The 16,009-nt window shown below is 32.4% G+C and carries 15 protein-coding genes; 13 read left to right on the plus strand and 2 right to left on the minus strand.

Annotation, left to right across the window (positions count from 1 at the left end; translation table 11 throughout):
- The first annotated feature begins 30 nt into the window (after positions 1–30).
- From AC1Q5Z_RS03530 to AC1Q5Z_RS03545, 4 genes are all read left to right on the plus strand, one after another.
- Positions 31–963, plus strand: a complete 933-nt coding sequence (locus tag AC1Q5Z_RS03530; protein WP_198856107.1) for a PorP/SprF family type IX secretion system membrane protein — start codon at positions 31–33, stop codon at positions 961–963.
- A gap of 11 nt (positions 964–974) precedes the next feature.
- The gene (locus AC1Q5Z_RS03535; RefSeq protein ID WP_492443826.1) at positions 975–2,912 is read left to right on the plus strand and encodes an OmpA family protein; all 1,938 of its coding nucleotides are present in this window, start codon (positions 975–977) and stop codon (positions 2,910–2,912) included.
- 243 nt (positions 2,913–3,155) lie between these two features.
- Entirely contained in the window at positions 3,156–5,159 is a 2,004-nt protein-coding gene (gene ligA, locus AC1Q5Z_RS03540; protein ID WP_198856105.1) for an NAD-dependent DNA ligase LigA, read from the plus strand.
- Positions 5,149–5,841, plus strand: coding sequence for a lysoplasmalogenase family protein (locus AC1Q5Z_RS03545; RefSeq protein WP_198856104.1), 693 nt, complete (start codon positions 5,149–5,151; stop codon positions 5,839–5,841). Before ligA ends, AC1Q5Z_RS03545 begins: the two co-directional genes overlap by 11 nt.
- Here AC1Q5Z_RS03545 and AC1Q5Z_RS03550 read toward each other — a convergent pair.
- Positions 5,828–6,739: a bifunctional metallophosphatase/5'-nucleotidase gene (locus AC1Q5Z_RS03550; protein ID WP_198856103.1), complete on the minus strand. Its 912-nt coding sequence runs from the start codon at positions 6,737–6,739 to the stop codon at positions 5,828–5,830. The genes AC1Q5Z_RS03545 and AC1Q5Z_RS03550 overlap by 14 nt on opposite strands.
- A 91-nt stretch (positions 6,740–6,830) precedes the next feature.
- Complete coding sequence (locus AC1Q5Z_RS03555) at positions 6,831–7,610, minus strand: 5'-nucleotidase C-terminal domain-containing protein (RefSeq protein WP_198856102.1); 780 nt, start codon at positions 7,608–7,610, stop codon at positions 6,831–6,833.
- Between the two features lie 47 nt (positions 7,611–7,657).
- Here AC1Q5Z_RS03555 and AC1Q5Z_RS03560 point away from each other — a divergent pair, with 47 nt between their 5' ends.
- The 9 genes from AC1Q5Z_RS03560 to fabV all read left to right on the plus strand — a co-directional run bounded on the left by AC1Q5Z_RS03560 (position 7,658) and on the right by fabV (position 15,959).
- Positions 7,658–8,170, plus strand: coding sequence for a DUF6913 domain-containing protein (locus AC1Q5Z_RS03560; RefSeq protein ID WP_492443827.1), 513 nt, complete (start codon positions 7,658–7,660; stop codon positions 8,168–8,170).
- Positions 8,171–8,183: 13 nt separating this feature from the next.
- Entirely contained in the window at positions 8,184–9,065 is an 882-nt protein-coding gene (gene dapA / locus AC1Q5Z_RS03565; protein ID WP_343588870.1) for a 4-hydroxy-tetrahydrodipicolinate synthase, read from the plus strand.
- 139 nt (positions 9,066–9,204) lie between these two features.
- Positions 9,205–9,999, plus strand: a complete 795-nt coding sequence (locus AC1Q5Z_RS03570; RefSeq protein ID WP_198856099.1) for an outer membrane protein assembly factor BamD — start codon at positions 9,205–9,207, stop codon at positions 9,997–9,999.
- 9 nt (positions 10,000–10,008) lie between these two features.
- Positions 10,009–10,326 (plus strand): DNA-directed RNA polymerase subunit omega, encoded by a 318-nt coding sequence (locus AC1Q5Z_RS03575; RefSeq protein WP_008463064.1) that lies wholly within the window; start codon positions 10,009–10,011, stop codon positions 10,324–10,326.
- A 7-nt stretch (positions 10,327–10,333) separates the two neighbouring features.
- Positions 10,334–11,548 carry a bifunctional phosphopantothenoylcysteine decarboxylase/phosphopantothenate--cysteine ligase CoaBC gene (gene coaBC / locus AC1Q5Z_RS03580; RefSeq protein ID WP_492443828.1) on the plus strand — a complete coding sequence of 405 codons (1,215 nt, stop codon included), beginning with the start codon at positions 10,334–10,336 and terminating at the stop codon, positions 11,546–11,548.
- Positions 11,549–11,620: 72 nt separating this feature from the next.
- Entirely contained in the window at positions 11,621–12,505 is an 885-nt protein-coding gene (gene porD / locus AC1Q5Z_RS03585) for a type IX secretion system protein PorD (RefSeq protein ID WP_278022050.1), read from the plus strand.
- Positions 12,506–12,563: 58 nt separating this feature from the next.
- Positions 12,564–14,216: a DNA repair protein RecN gene (recN, locus tag AC1Q5Z_RS03590; protein ID WP_492443829.1), complete on the plus strand. Its 1,653-nt coding sequence runs from the start codon at positions 12,564–12,566 to the stop codon at positions 14,214–14,216.
- A 9-nt stretch (positions 14,217–14,225) separates the two neighbouring features.
- Entirely contained in the window at positions 14,226–14,747 is a 522-nt protein-coding gene (locus AC1Q5Z_RS03595; protein ID WP_198856095.1) for a tetratricopeptide repeat protein, read from the plus strand.
- 21 nt (positions 14,748–14,768) lie between these two features.
- Positions 14,769–15,959 (plus strand): enoyl-ACP reductase FabV, encoded by a 1,191-nt coding sequence (gene fabV, locus AC1Q5Z_RS03600; RefSeq protein WP_492443830.1) that lies wholly within the window; start codon positions 14,769–14,771, stop codon positions 15,957–15,959.
- Positions 15,960–16,009 lie beyond the last annotated feature (50 nt).

Raw genomic sequence — 16,009 nt, forward strand, 5'->3', positions numbered from 1 at the left:
TCTAATTAATTAAACTAAATAAGTATCGTTATGAAACTATATATAAAATCATTAGAAACGTATTTAATTTTAATATGTTCTTTTATCACGGTTTGTGCTTCGGCACAACAAGATCCCGAATATACCCAGTATATGTATAATACTATGGCGGTAAACCCAGCTTATGCTGGGTCTACCGGAACCATAGAAGCTGCTCTTTTATATCGTTCTCAATGGGTAGGAATGCCAGGTGCGCCAGAAACACAATCTTTCTCGATTCATTCTCCTCTTAGAAATGAAAAATTAGGATTAGGTTTGAGTGTTGTTAATGATAAAATTGGACCTTCCAACGAATTGTATCTTGATGGAAATTTCTCTTATTCAATCCCTCTTGGGTATGAAAAAAGATTGGCTTTTGGTATAAAAGCCGGTACGAGAGTGTTAAACATCGATTGGTCCAAAGGAAGATACTATGATGATGACGATGTTTTGTTAAATCAGAACATTAACAATCAGATGAAATTAGCAGTAGGGGCAGGTGTTTACTATTACACACAAAAATGGTATGTTGGATTCTCTATTCCGAGTTTTATTCAGAATGATTACTATGACGATGTAAAAGAATCTATAGATTATGATCGTTTGCACTACTATTTAATGGGAGGTTATGTTTTTGATTTGAATCCAAATTTGAAATTTAAACCAGCATTTTTAGTTAAAGCAGTCAGCGGAGCACCACTTACCGCAGATATATCAGCAAATTTCATGATTCAGGAAAAGTTTGTTATAGGAGGAGCATATCGAACAGATGATTCGATAAGCATATTGGCAGGTTTTCAAATATCACCAAGTTTCTATCTTGGATATGCTTTTGATTATACTGTAAGCCAATTGAACAAATACAATGATGGTTCGCATGAATTCATCTTGCGTTATCAATTTGTGAAAAACCAAAGCAAAATTAAATCTCCTCGATTCTTCTAAAAACAAAACTTATGAGAAAACTATATATCCTATGTTTAATTTTGAGCGTTACATTTAGTTTCGCTCAAAAAACTAATTTGAAGAAAGCTGATGCTTTGTTTAGAAACTTCTCGTACTTAGACGCCTCAAAAGCTTACGAAGAATGTTTGCAAAATATAAAAGCTCCATCAGCACAGACTTTGAAGAATGCGGCAGATTCCTATTATTTTATTTCTGATTCTAGAAATGCCCTTAAATGGTATAGAAAATTGTATGAAGTTCAAGGAAATAATCTGACTGATATTTATTACCTACGCTATATTCAATCTATGAAAGCCGTTATGGATTATGACGAAGCCGATAAAATCACAAAAGAATATTTAGATAAAAAAGGCGATAAAGCAGAGATTAATAGATACGTTGCCCAAAAAAAATATATGGACAGCGTTGCAAAAGCAAAACCTCTTTATACGATTAAAAATCTCGATATTAATACCAGTAAATCAGATTTTGGAGCTACATTTTTTAAAGACAATATAGTATTTACATCTGCGCGAGACACGACAAAGTTCAGCGAAAAATTGTATACTTGGAACAATCAGCCATTTCTTAATTTGTACGTTGCTGAGAGAAATCCAGCAGATGGAAGCTTATTTAACGAAACAGTTTTTATTCCAAACGTCATGACTAAATACCATGAGGCAACAGCCAGTTTTGATAGCGAAGGAAAAACAATGTATTATTCAACCAATATTGTTAAGAAAAACAAACTAGTCGTTGATGAAGCAAAAGTCAATAATTTTCAAATTATCAAAGGATCAATTGTTAACAATAAACTAGAAAATCCGCAGAAAGTATTTTTTGACAGCAACGATTACTCTGTTGGACATCCTGCATTAAGCGAAGATGGACAATTTCTCTTCTTTGCTTCAGATATGCCAGGAGGACAAGGCGAAACCGATCTTTATATGGTAAAAATCGCAGCAGATGGTACAATGAGCTCGCCTCAGAATCTAGGAGCAAATATTAACACCATTGGTAATGAGGTTTTTCCATTCTTCCAAAACGGAGTCTTATATTTTTCTTCTGATGGACATTATGGATGGGGAGATTTGGATGTTTACGAAAGTAAACTTCTGCCAGATGGAACTTTTTCTACACCAAAAAACCTTGGAGCACCTGTAAATAGTAATAAAGACGACTTTTCTTTTATAATTGATAAGACAGATTCTTACGGCTATTTTTCTTCAAATAGAGAAGGAGGAAAAGGTGATGATGACATTTATTCTTTTGTAAAAGGAAAACCTGTTTGCAATCAAAGTATTTCTGGAATGGCTATAGATCACAAATCGAAAAAGCCTTTAACAGATGTTACAATAATGGCTTACAATTCTTTTAGCGAAATTTTAGGTGAAACCAAAACAAATTTTGATGGAAAATATGCTATCGAAGTGCCTTGCAACAAAGTTGTCAAAATGATTGCGGCAAAACCAAATTACAGCAGTGACGATAAAACTGTAGAAACCACTTCAGAAAATGGTGGCGAAATAAAAGATGTAAATTTTGAATTGAGCAATTATGATGATTTGGTTGTTAAAAAACAAGGAGTTGAAAAAGTCGATGTAAATCCAATTTATTTTGATTATAACAAGTACAATATCACTCCAAAAGCAGTTGAAGAATTGTCTAAAGTTGTCTTTGTCATGCAGAAATTTCCAAACATTAGAATCAAAATTGAATCTCATACAGATTCACGTGGAAAAGATGCATATAATTTAAAACTTTCAGACAATAGAGCAAAATCAACTCGTGATTATATTCTTTCGCAAGGTATAGATGCATCTAGAATCGAAAGCGCAATTGGGTATGGAGAAACTCGATTAGTCAATAGATGTAAAAATGGTGTAAAATGTTCTGAAGAAGAGCATGCGCAAAATAGACGTTCAGATTTTATCATTATTCAAAAATAATTTTATATTTTCGCTGTAAAGTATTGATTTTCAGTTTAAAATATAAAACGTCGAAACCATTTGGAAGTTGGTTTTTTAAATTCTTTTTTAAGAATAATGGACAAGGAGAGAATCAGACTGCATGAATTTGCAGTCTGATTTTTGATTTTCTAAAACTTTTATTTTTTCTGCATTTGAACAAAAATAAATTCTAATTTTGATATTCAGTTTTTCATTATTATAATCTGCAATATTTTACTATTTATGAGCATTCAAGAGACCATTCAAACATTACGAAATGAACTTAATCAGCACAACTATAATTATTATGTGTTAGACAATGCTACAATTTCAGATTATGATTTTGACATTAAATTGAAAGAACTTCAAGATTTAGAGAATAAACACCCAGAGTTTTTTGACGAAAATTCACCAACCCAAAGAGTAGGAGGAACCGTTACTAAAAATTTCAAAACAATCGCACACCAATACAGAATGTATTCTTTGGATAATTCTTATTCTAAAGAAGATCTTTTAGATTGGGAAAACCGCATTCAAAAAGTTTTAGGAAACGTAAACTTGCAATACACTTGCGAATTAAAATACGATGGAGCCTCAATAAGCATTACGTACGAAAACGGAAAACTAGTTCAAGCCCTAACACGCGGAGACGGTTTTCAAGGTGATGAAGTAACAAGTAATATCAAAACTATAAAATCAGTTCCGTTGCATTTAAAAGGAAATTATCCTGATAAATTTGATATTCGTGGAGAAATTATTCTTCCATTCGCTGGTTTTGAAAAAATGAACCAAGAATTAATAGAAATTGGAGAAACTCCATATTCAAATCCAAGAAATACAGCTTCAGGAAGTTTAAAGTTGCAAGATAGCGCTGAGGTTGCCAAACGTCCGCTAGAATGCTTGCTTTATTTTGTAATAGGAAACAATCTTCCATTCAAAACTCAATATGAAGGATTAGAATCTGCTAGAAGCTGGGGATTCAAAGTTCCTAAAGAAGCAAAATTAGTCAACAGCATGCACGAAGTTTTTGACTTTATTGATTATTGGGATGTGCACCGTCATAATTTGCCTTATGAAACTGATGGCGTTGTTGTAAAAGTTAACAGTATTCAGCATCAGGAAGAATTAGGTTATACAGCAAAATCGCCACGTTGGGCAATTGCATACAAATTTAAATCAGAACAAGTTTCGACCAAATTAAAATCAATTTCATATCAAGTTGGAAGAACTGGAGCAATAACGCCTGTTGCCAATTTAGAACCTGTTCAGTTAGCTGGAACAATTGTAAAAAGAGCTTCTCTTCATAATGCCGATCAAATTGAAAAATTAGACATTAGAATAAATGACACTGTTTTTGTTGAAAAAGGAGGAGAAATTATTCCAAAAATCATTGCAGTAGATTTAGAGAAACGACCAGAAGATTCAGAAAAGACACATTATATTACACATTGCCCAGAATGTCAAACCGAATTGGTTAGAAACGAAGGAGAAGCGAATCATTATTGTCCTAATTTTTATGGATGTCCCCCGCAGATTATTGGAAGAATTCAACATTATATTTCAAGAAAAGCAATGGATATTGAAGGACTTGGAGGAGAAACAGTGGCGCTGCTTTTCAAAAATAATTTAGTTCATAATTATGCCGATTTGTATGAATTAAAAGTAGAAGATATTCTGCATTTAGAAAGAATGGCTCAAAAATCAGCTGAGAATCTGGTAAATGGAGTTCAGAAATCAAAAGAAATTCCGTTCGAAAGCGTATTATTTGCATTAGGAATTCGTTTTGTTGGAGAAACAGTTGCCAAAAAACTGGCAAAACATTATAAAAATATAGATGCTTTGGCTCAAGCTTCTTTAATGGATTTAATTTTGGTTGATGAGATTGGAGAAAGAATTGCTAAAAGTGTTATCGAATTTTTCGAAAACGAGGAGAATAGAAAAATTATTGAACGTTTAAAAAGTTATGGAATTCAATTTGAAATTGAAGAAAAAATAAACCCAAATGCTACTGATAAATTTGTTGGGAAAACTTTTGTAGTTTCTGGTGTCTTTAGTCAATTTTCTAGAGACGAATTAAAGAAAACTATTGAAGATAACGGAGGAAAAGTAGGAAGCTCAATTTCTGCAAAAACAGATTTTGTAGTGGCGGGAGATAATATGGGACCAGCAAAATTGGAGAAAGCAACAAAGTTGAACATTACCATATTATCAGAAGAAGATTTTATAAACAAATTAAATGAAGCCTAACAAACCGTCATTAATTTTGTTCTTTTTTGGCTTGTTGTGTACAATCATTTTTGATTGGACAGAACAAGACTTTTTTGCAACATATGCAAAAGCGATTGTTCTCCCTGCTATTTTTATCTATTATTTAATTAGCAGTGAGTTCAAAATCGGAAAAATAGAAAGTTTAATTTTCTTCTTTTGTTTTGTTGGACAAGTTTATGATTTAATGGATGTTGAAAGTTCCGAAATTGGAGGTGTTCTCAGCTTTTTAATCGTTTACATTTTAATCGTCGTAATATTTATTCGGGAACACGAACGAATAAAGTTAACCAGAAGAGATATTCTGCCTATTTCTATTGTAGTTGTTTTTATCGTTTATTTATTAATCTCTGTTTTGAGCCTGCAGCTCGACAGCATGAGAAAATTTATAATGATATACACCGTATACGGAATCGTTCTGAGTTTACTAAGCTATTTCTGCTTTGTTAGTTATATTACCAAAGGAACACACATAGCATTGCTAATGTCCCTTATGGCAATAAGCTACATTTTTTCCGATATCTTTTATATTTTTAATGAATATTTCTCGTATTCGGTTGTCTTAGTTTTAATACGAGATACAACTCAAATTCTAGCTTATTTCTTTATGGTAGAATACTTTTTAGAAAAAGCTAGAATTCAAAGAAAGACTATACAACAATAGTTGCACTTTGGTTGGTATGTGCTTTGTTTTTGTCAAAATAGAAATCGATACGGCCTAAATTAATTCCGTAGCATCCAACTTGATTTACCAAAACATCTTTACCATCCTTATTTTTTACAATTGTAGGTTTGTCTAAGAAAGTGTGAGTATGTCCTCCAATAATTAAGTCAATATCTTGTGTTTGTTCAGCAAATGTCAAATCGCTAATTTTTGTTGGATCATCTTTGTATTTATAACCTAAATGCGAAAGGCAAATTACCAAATCACATTTTTGCTCCTTTTTCAAAAGCTTTGTCATATCTTGAGCAACTTCTACCGGGTTGTTGTAAACTGTTTCTAAGTATAATTTTTTGTCTACTAAACCTTGCAATTCGATTCCAACACCAAAAACGCCAATTTTAATTCCGTTTTTGTTAAAGATTTTGTACGGTTTTACATGTCCGTCCATAACCGTATTTTTAAAATCGTAGTTAGAGTTGATAAAGTCGAACGTTGCATGCGGAAGCTGAGCATATAATCCGTCAAGACCATTATCAAAATCGTGGTTTCCAATTGTAGAAGCATCATATTTCATCATACTCATTAATTTGAACTCCAACTCACCTCCATAATAATTAAAATATGGAGTTCCCTGAAAAATATCTCCAGCATCCAATAAGAGTACATTCGGATTTTCTCTTCGAATCGTTTCAATCAATGCCGCACGACGAGACACCCCGCCTTTGTTAGGATTACGTGGATCATCAGCAGGAAAAGGGTCAATGTGACTATGCACATCATTAGTATGTAGAATAGTTAAATGTTTAATATCGTTACTTTCAAAACTGCTCAAAGACAATCCTAAACTCAATAGGGCAGTACTTGCTGCTGTTTTTTCGATAAACTCTCTTCTTTTCATTTTATATATTTTTTGCCAGAGGCTATGTAGTTTATTTTTTTAAGAAATTTTTTAATTTGTGCGAATTTGTGTAATTCGTGGCGAACCCTTTTTATTCTTCTGTAATTCTGATATTTTTTGGAGCAACAACCGTGTCTACTTCTTTAAAATAATCAATTAGTACATCTCTAAGTTTGTAATTTAAGTCAAACTTTTGAGTGCTTTTTGCAAAGAAAGTCATGCTGTCTCCTCCATTTGCCAAATAATCGTTTGTGGCAACGTAATACGTTTTGTTTAGGTCTAATGGCTTGCCTTGTATCATGATATTTTTTGCCTTGTTGTCTTTTGTAATTGTAAAAGTCATTCCAGACAATGGTTGAGGTTTTTTCTCCTTAATAATATAAGCCGCAATTTCTAATATTTGTTCGCCTTTTAAAGCCATAACAACCAAGCTGTTTTCAAAAGGCATAATTTCGAAAGCCGATCTTGTTGTAACATTTCCTTTTGGAAGAATAGCGCGAATACCACCATGATTTAAAAGACATAGGTCAATATCTTTCTTTTCTCTTGCATTAAAAACAATGTTTCCTCTTTGAACACAAACATCTGCCATCAAGCTTCCAATGCCAGTTTGCCATTTCCCTGTGCTTTTGTCAAGTGTTTCAGGACAATAAGCCAAAACATTATCCAAATCCTGATTGATATGATCGCGATAAGGTTTAATGAAGTTTTCAATTTCAGAAGTTTCTCCAGCGTTTTCAGTAACTGGAACCTGTTTCCCTTCAATTTTTGTTAAATTGTAGTTATTCTTACTACATGAAGAGATTAAAAAAAGTGTTAAGAATATAACAAAAAGTTTTAAAAATCCGTTATACTTTTTTAGTTTTACCATTTTAAATGCAACTTAAATAATTAATTTTGTAATCTGGTAAAAGTACTATGTTTTTGAATTATATAAAGGAGTTTTTTGTAAAAAAATCATTAAATGTTAATTTAAATAATGAAAAAAGCGAAGTATTTACTAAAAACGTTCAAACGATTGGTTTATTGATAGATGAGAGCAATTTTGAATATTCAGAAGCACTAATAAAGGAGTTGACACTCCACGGAATAGCTTCAGAAAATATAAAAGTTGTTGCATACAAAGGAAAATTCAAGGAAAAAGAAGTCTATTCTCACCCGACTTTTAGTAAAAAACACATCAATTGGAAGGGAGAAATAACGGAAGCTTTTTTAAATGAGTTTGTGAATTCAAAATTTGATCTTTTGCTAAGTTATTACAATGTCGAAAACAATATTTTGATGTTAATTACGAGCAAGTCAAAAGCTAAATTCAAAATCGGATTTTCTGCTGTAGATCAAAGATTAAATCGCTTGATGATTAGTACAGAATTAGGAAACTATAAACTTTTCGTTTCAGAATTGTTTAGGTATTTAAAAAATATAAAATAAATTAATTAATAATATGCAATCATTGATAGGAACTGGTGTTGCACTTGTGACGCCATTTAAAAAAGATTTTTCAGTTGATATTGAAGCTTTACAGCGAATCGTAAACTTCTCTATAGATGGTGGAGTGGAATATCTTGTTGTGATGGGAACAACAGCAGAAAATGCGACCCTTACAACAGATGAGAAAGAGTTGGTTATAAAGACTGTAATCGATGTAAACAAAGGAAGATTGCCTCTAGTTTTAGGAGTTGGAGGTAATAATACTATGCAGATTGTTGAGGAATTAAAAACAAGAGATTTTTCTGCTTTTGAAGCGATATTATCTGTTTCTCCATATTATAACAAACCAACTCAGGAAGGAATTTATCAGCATTTTAAAGCAATCGCTGAGGCTTCTCCGGTTCCTGTAATTCTATATAATGTTCCAGGAAGAACTTCAAGCAACATGCTTCCTTCTACAGTAGTGCGATTGGCTAACGATTTTAAAAATGTTGTAGCCATTAAAGAAGCTGCTGGAGATATGGCTCAGGCAATGCAAATTATTAAAAATGCACCAAAAGATTTCTTGGTAATTTCTGGAGATGATATGTTGGCATTGCCAATCGTTTTGGCAGGTGGAGCAGGAGTTATTTCTGTAATTGGACAAGGTTTTCCGAAAGAATTTTCGGAAATGATTCGTTTAGGATTAAATAAAAAAGCATTTGACGCGTTTAAAACACATTATTTTTTATCAGACAGTATCGATATGATTTTTGAGCAGGGAAATCCAGCCGGAATCAAACAAATCTTTCAAGCCCTTGGAATTGCTGAGAATACAGTTCGTCTTCCATTAGTTTCTGTTGATGATTCGTTAGCAACAAGACTAAATGACTTTGTAAAAAACAGCATTAAATAATTGTTAAAGTGCTAGTATTTTAAGATACTAAAAAATTATTTTGCAGTAGCTAAATTAATAACTAAATTTGCCACCGAAACTTCGGTGCAATTTCACTTTGGCATAAAATTGTCTGAGAGATTGTAATAACAGTAAGAAAATGAAAAAAACACTATTGCTTTTAATTGTTGTAACTCTTTTTTATTCTTGTGGAGAATATCAAAAAGCGTTGAAAAATGAAGATGTTGCAGCAAAATTTGAAATGGCAACAAAAATGTATGATGCTGGTAAATACACAAAAGCGATTCGTCTTTTTGAGCAATTAGCAACTTCATATAGAGGTAAACCTCAGGCAGAAAAACTGTTTTATATGTTTTCGCAGTCATATTATAAAACAAAGCAATATTATTTAGCTGGTTATCAGTTTGAAGCTTTTGTTTCAGGATATCCACGAAGTGAAAAAGTTCAAGAAGCTGCTTTTTTAGGAGCATATAGCTATTCTAAATTATCGCCAGTTTACAGTTTAGACCAATCTGATACTGTAAAAGCATTAGAAAAATTGCAAACGTTTATTGATAATTATCCAAACTCTGAATATATTCCTCAAGCAAATGAGGCTGTTCAGAAGTTAAATGGTAAATTAGAGAAAAAAGCATACGAAAATGCTAAAGGATACAATACAATTTCAGATTATAAATCGGCTTTGATCGCTTTTGATAACTTTATTGCTGATTTTCCTGGAACGCCTTTTAAAGAAGATGCATTGTTTTATAAATACGATTCAGCATACAAATTGGCAATTAACAGTATTCCTGCAAAAATGGAAGAGCGTTTAAAGGTTGCGCAAACATGCTATGCTAATTTAGTGAAGTTTAAAAGCGATACAAAATATAAGAAAGAGGCAGACGAAATGAATGCCAGAGTTGAAACAGATTTACAAAAATTTACTAAATAAAATAAAGTCATGGATTTAAAAAAGACGAATGCTCCTGTAAACACAATAACTTATAATAAAACAGTTATTGAAGAGCCAACAGGAAATGTGTATGAGGCAATTACCATTATGGCTAAAAGAGCAAATCAAATTAATTCAGAGATTAAAAAAGAATTGACTGAAAAATTAGAAGAGTTTGCGACTTACAATGATAGTCTAGAAGAAGTTTTTGAAAATAAAGAACAAATTGAAGTTTCTAAATTTTACGAAAAATTACCAAAACCACACGCTTTAGCTGTTCAAGAATGGTTAGACGGTAAAACTTACCACAGAAGTTCAAACAAATAATAGTACAATGTCAGTTTTAAACGGGAAAAAGATTTTACTAGGTGTTTCTGGTGGAATCGCAGCGTATAAAACAGCCACTTTAGTACGACTTTTTATAAAAGCAGGTGCACATGTCCAAGTGATAATGACACCTGCTTCTAAGGATTTTGTAACCCCACTTACATTATCAACCTTATCAAAAAATCCTGTACATTCAAGTTTCTTTAATCAAGATGACGAAGATGAAGTTTGGAACAATCACGTTGAATTAGGGCTTTGGGCCGATTTAATGCTGGTTGCGCCTGCTACTGCAAATACGTTGTCTAAAATGGCGACAGGAAACTGTGATAATCTTTTAATTGCGGCATATTTATCGGCAAAATGTCCAGTCTATTTTGCGCCTGCAATGGATTTGGATATGTACAAACACTCATCGACTTTATCGAGCTTTGCTGCATTAAAACAGTACGGAAACATTATGATTCCTGCTGAAAGCGGAGAATTGGCAAGTGGTTTGTCTGGTGAAGGTCGAATGGCTGAACCTGAGAATATTGTTGCATTTCTAGAAGCTGATTTGGAAAGTAAACTACCTTTAAAAGGAAAAAAAATACTTGTTACAGCAGGACCGACATACGAAGCAATAGACCCTGTGCGTTTTATTGGAAATCATTCGTCAGGAAAAATGGGATTTGATATTGCGAATGAAGCGGCAAGCTTAGGAGCAGAAGTATTCTTAATTGCTGGACCAACTCATTTGAAAGCTAAAAACAGTCTTATAAAAGTGGTAGATGTGATTTCAGCTCAAGAAATGTACGATGCCTGCCATGTGTATTTCAATGAAGTTGATGCGGCAATCGCAGCAGCTGCCGTTGCAGATTACAGGCCTAAATTTGTTGCAGATCAGAAGATTAAGAAAAACACTGTAGAATTTTCGATAGAACTCGAGAAAACAAAAGATATACTATCTTCTTTAGGAGCTATCAAAAAAAATCAGTTTTTGATTGGATTTGCATTAGAAACTGAAAATGAAATTGAAAATGCTAAGCTGAAAATTCAGAAAAAAAACTTAGATTTGATTGTTTTAAATTCCTTACAAGATCAAGGTGCAGGTTTTAAAAAAGAAACCAATAAAGTAACTTTTATTGATAAAAATTTTGAAATTGAACCAATGGAATTAAAGTCAAAAGAATCTGTTGCGGCTGATATTTTGAATAAAGTTATTTTGCATTTTTCAAAATCATAAATTTAAAATATACGCCGAAAGCATAATTTGGAAGCCATTTTATGTTTTGTAAAATTAAATATCTAGACGATTATGAATAAGATAGTTATGCTATTAGTTTTTTTAAGCTTTGGTTTTGTACAAGCTCAACAGCTAAATTGTACAGTAACTATTAATACAGAACGTCTAACAAATCCAAATAATCAGGTTTTTAAAACACTTCAGACTTCTTTGGCTGAGTTTGTTAATAAAACAGACTGGACAGGTTCTGTTTTAAAACAAAACGAGAGAATAAACTGTTCGATGTATATTACATTATCATCTAATAGTTCAGATCAATTTACTGGAACAATTCAAGTCCAATCTTCGAGATTGATTTTTAATTCTACATATTCTTCGCCAGTTTTAAATTACAACGATAAAGATTTTAATTTCAGATATACAGAATACGAACCATTGCTTTTTAATCCAAGTACTTACGATTCAAATTTGGTTTCTGTTATATCTTTTTACTGTTACGTGATTTTAGGAATGGATGCCGATACTTTTCAAATGGGCGCAGGAAATCCTTATCTTCAAACTGCACAGAATATTGCCAATGTTGCACAACAAGGAGGTTTTAAAGGATGGAATCAATCTGACGGACTTCAGAATCGCTACTACTTAATCAATGATATGATTGCGCCGACTTATAGTGATTTGCGTCAGGTTACTTATGCCTATCACACAGGATTGGATGCAATGACATTGGATACTAAAGCAGCTAAAGAAAAAATCAAAAATGCATTAATGCTTATTGGTAAATTAAACTCAGTTAAACCAAATGCTTTTATAACTCGAGTTTTCTTTGATGCAAAATCAGATGAAATTGTTTCGATTTTTTCTGGAGGGCCAAGTATTACAATTACAGATTTAACCGATGTCTTAAATAAAGTTTCTCCGTTAAATTCCACAAAATGGTCGCAGATTAAATATTAATCTCGTTTTTCATTTTTCTATCTTTGTTAACTTTTTTACATTTTACAAAAACTGCCCTATGATTACATCACTGTCAATTAAAAATTATGCTCTTATCGAAAAACTAGCCATAGATTTCTCTAAAGGTTTTTCTATAATTACAGGTGAGACAGGCGCAGGAAAATCTATTATTTTAGGAGCTATTGGTCTTGTTTTGGGTAAAAGAGCAGATCTTACCTCATTAAAAAATAAAGAAGAAAAATGTGTTATTGAGGCGCAATTCGAAATTGGAAAATACAATTTAAGAGAATTTTTTGAAGCTAACGATCTAGATTATGAAGATGAAACGATTATTAGAAGAGAAATTTTGCCTTCTGGCAAATCTCGTGCTTTTATAAATGACAGTCCCGTAAATCTTCAGGAACTGCAAGATTTGAGTTTGTATTTGATTGATATTCATTCGCAACAGCAAACTCAAGAATTATCAGATGAAAATGTTCAGTTTAAAATTATTGATGCCATTGCAGACAATGCGGAAGTAATTGCTGAATATCAAAAACTGCTGAAATTATATAAATCAGATAGATCGAAATTAAATGCTTTGCTTAAAAAGCAAAGTGATGCAGGAAAAGAGCAAGAATATCATACATTTTTATTGAATGAATTGTTTGCAGCTCAGTTAAAATCTGGTGAACAGGAAGAATTAGAAGCAGATTATGAAAAGCTGAATAATGTTGAAATTATTAAAGAATCTCTAGATAAATCTTTGGCAATCGCAAATGAAGAGCAATTTGGTGTTTTTCATAATTTAAATGAAATTAAAAATGCATTGCAGAAAGTCGCGCCTTTCTCTGTAGAGTATCAAAAATTGTTTGAAAGAATAACAAGCTTAACTATTGAGTTTGATGATGTTTCTAAAGAATTAGAAAATTGTTCGGAGAAATTATTGAATGATCCAGCACAATTAGAATTAATCAATCAAAAACTGCAGTCGATTTATAATTTGCAGAAAAAACATCAGGTAAGTTCTGTCGATGAGTTGCTTCAAATTCAATCAGATTTAGGAAATTCTTTGCTGGAACTGGATAATATGGATGAAGAAATAGCTTTATTGACTAAAAGTATTGAAGAAAAAGCGACAGAATTAGATATTCATGCTTCAAAAATACATGAAAATAGAGTAAATGCGATTCCGAAATTATCAGCGCAGTTAGTGTCGATTTTAGAAACATTAGGAATGCCGAATGCTCGTTTTAATATGGAATTGCAGTCGTCTGAAACTTATTTCCAAAACGGAAAAGATGAATTGCAATTTTTATTTTCTGCCAATAAAGGAACCGATTTTGGTTTGTTAAAGAAAGTGGCTTCAGGAGGAGAGATGTCTCGTATTATGTTGGCGGTGAAAGCGATTTTGGCAAAATATTCAAAATTGCCAACGTTGATTTTTGACGAAATTGACACAGGAGTTTCTGGAGAAATTGCCATTAGAATGGGAGAGATCATGAAAGAAATGAGTTCGACAATGCAAATATTTGCAATTACACATTTACCGCAAATTGCAGCAAAAGGAGATTCTCATTTTAAAGTTTCTAAATCTACAGTTGGTGATGATACATTATCTGAATTGAAGCTTTTATCGCAAGAAAATCGAATTATAGAAATTGCTCAAATGCTATCAGGAGCAAATATTTCTGATTCGGCTTTAAACCACGCCAAAGAATTATTGAATTAAAATATAGAAATGGAGAGTTTGAGTTTTTACGAAAATCAGTTTATAAAAGCAGATTCGTTAATTTCTGAAGGAAATTCAGCAGAAGCAAAAGAATTACTAGAAGAAATTTTATCGCAATATCCTGATTTTGGTAAAGCACACAATCATTTGGGATGGATTTATTATAATAAACTAAGTGATTACGAAAAAGGAATTTTTCACTATAAATTAGCTATTAAATTTGATCCTAAATATTCAGCTCCATACTTAAATTACACTTATTTACTCATTGATATTGGCCGTTATGCCGAAGCAAAAGAGCATATTGCATTTACAATAGCAAATTTAGAAACGGCAGATAACTCTTCATATAACAGTGAATTAGGAAGGATGGCGGAGTACGAAAACCAATATACGGCAGCTTATTGCTATTATAAAGAGGCTAAGAAAAATGCATTAAACCCAAATTTTATTGACAATATGAAGGCTAATATGAAAAGGGTTAAGGATAAAATGTCTATTTTTGAAAAATTAAAACTGAAATTGAAATAATACAAAAAAAATAATTGCAAGATGATTATAGAACCTAGAATGAGAGGATTTATTTGTTTGACCGCCCACCCAACGGGAGCTGAACAAAATGTAAAAAATCAAATCGAATACGTAAAATCTAAAGGCGAAATCGCTGGTGCTAAAAAAGTTTTAGTTATTGGTGCTTCTACAGGTTTCGGATTAGCTTCAAGAATTACTAGTGCTTTTGGTTCTGGTGCATCAACAATTGGAGTGTTTTTCGAAAAACCGCCAGTTGAAGGAAAAACCGCTTCTCCAGGATGGTATAATTCTGCAGCATTCGAAAAAGAAGCTCATAAAGCAGGTTTATATGCAAAAAGTATCAACGGTGATGCGTTCTCAAACGAAATCAAAAGAGAAACTCTAGATTTAATTAAAGCAGATTTAGGACAAGTAGATCTTGTAATTTATAGTTTAGCTTCTCCAGTACGTACAAATCCAAATACAGGAGTTACACATCGTTCAGTTTTAAAACCAATTGGACAAACATTTACAAATAAAACAGTTGATTTCCATACAGGAAAAGTTTCAGATGTTTCTATTGCTCCTGCAAACGAGGAAGATATTGAAAACACTGTTGCCGTTATGGGTGGAGAAGACTGGGCAATGTGGATTGACGCTTTAAAAGCTGAAAATTTATTAGCTGAAGGTGCTACAACTGTTGCTTATTCTTATATTGGGCCATCATTAACTGAAGCAGTTTACAGAAAAGGAACTATTGGTCGTGCAAAAGATCACTTAGAGGCTACGGCGTTTACTATTTCAGATTCTTTAGAGTCTATAGGAGGAAAAGCGTATGTTTCTGTAAATAAAGCATTAGTTACACAAGCAAGTTCTGCAATTCCAGTAATTCCATTATACATTTCTCTTTTGTACAAAATCATGAAAGAAGAAGGAATTCACGAAGGTTGTATTGAGCAAATTCAGCGTTTATTCCAAGACAGATTATTCACTGGTTCTGAAGTTCCTGTTGATGAAAAAGGAAGAATCAGAATTGATGATTGGGAAATGCGTGAAGATGTTCAGGAAAAAGTAGCAAAACTTTGGTTAGAAGCTACAACTGAAACATTGCCAGAAATTGGTGATTTAGCTGGCTATAGAAGCGATTTCTTGAATTTATTCGGATTCGAAGTGGCTGGTGTTGATTACAATGCAGATACTAACGAAGTTGTTAATATAGAAAGCATCAAATAATACATTTTTACTAAGTAAAACCAAAAACCATCAACCAAAAGTTGATGGTT

The organism is Flavobacterium sp. GW823-FHT06G12 (assembly GCF_058794775.1).

What these genes read in the sequence shown, in the direction of transcription:
- fabV (WP_492443830.1), top strand. Translation starts at nt 14,769, where the DNA reads ATGATTATAGAACCTAGAATGAGAGGATTTATTTGTTTGACCGCCCAC.
- AC1Q5Z_RS03595 (WP_198856095.1), top strand. Translation starts at nt 14,226, where the DNA reads ATGGAGAGTTTGAGTTTTTACGAAAATCAGTTTATAAAAGCAGATTCG.
- AC1Q5Z_RS03570 (WP_198856099.1), top strand. Translation starts at nt 9,205, where the DNA reads ATGAAAAAAACACTATTGCTTTTAATTGTTGTAACTCTTTTTTATTCT.
- ligA (WP_198856105.1), top strand. Translation starts at nt 3,156, where the DNA reads ATGAGCATTCAAGAGACCATTCAAACATTACGAAATGAACTTAATCAG.
- AC1Q5Z_RS03550 (WP_198856103.1), bottom strand. Translation starts at nt 6,739, where the DNA reads ATGAAAAGAAGAGAGTTTATCGAAAAAACAGCAGCAAGTACTGCCCTA.
- AC1Q5Z_RS03560 (WP_492443827.1), top strand. Translation starts at nt 7,658, where the DNA reads ATGTTTTTGAATTATATAAAGGAGTTTTTTGTAAAAAAATCATTAAAT.
- dapA (WP_343588870.1), top strand. Translation starts at nt 8,184, where the DNA reads ATGCAATCATTGATAGGAACTGGTGTTGCACTTGTGACGCCATTTAAA.
- AC1Q5Z_RS03545 (WP_198856104.1), top strand. Translation starts at nt 5,149, where the DNA reads ATGAAGCCTAACAAACCGTCATTAATTTTGTTCTTTTTTGGCTTGTTG.
- porD (WP_278022050.1), top strand. Translation starts at nt 11,621, where the DNA reads ATGAATAAGATAGTTATGCTATTAGTTTTTTTAAGCTTTGGTTTTGTA.
- coaBC (WP_492443828.1), top strand. Translation starts at nt 10,334, where the DNA reads ATGTCAGTTTTAAACGGGAAAAAGATTTTACTAGGTGTTTCTGGTGGA.
- AC1Q5Z_RS03530 (WP_198856107.1), top strand. Translation starts at nt 31, where the DNA reads ATGAAACTATATATAAAATCATTAGAAACGTATTTAATTTTAATATGT.
- AC1Q5Z_RS03555 (WP_198856102.1), bottom strand. Translation starts at nt 7,610, where the DNA reads ATGGTAAAACTAAAAAAGTATAACGGATTTTTAAAACTTTTTGTTATA.
- recN (WP_492443829.1), top strand. Translation starts at nt 12,564, where the DNA reads ATGATTACATCACTGTCAATTAAAAATTATGCTCTTATCGAAAAACTA.
- AC1Q5Z_RS03575 (WP_008463064.1), top strand. Translation starts at nt 10,009, where the DNA reads ATGGATTTAAAAAAGACGAATGCTCCTGTAAACACAATAACTTATAAT.
- AC1Q5Z_RS03535 (WP_492443826.1), top strand. Translation starts at nt 975, where the DNA reads ATGAGAAAACTATATATCCTATGTTTAATTTTGAGCGTTACATTTAGT.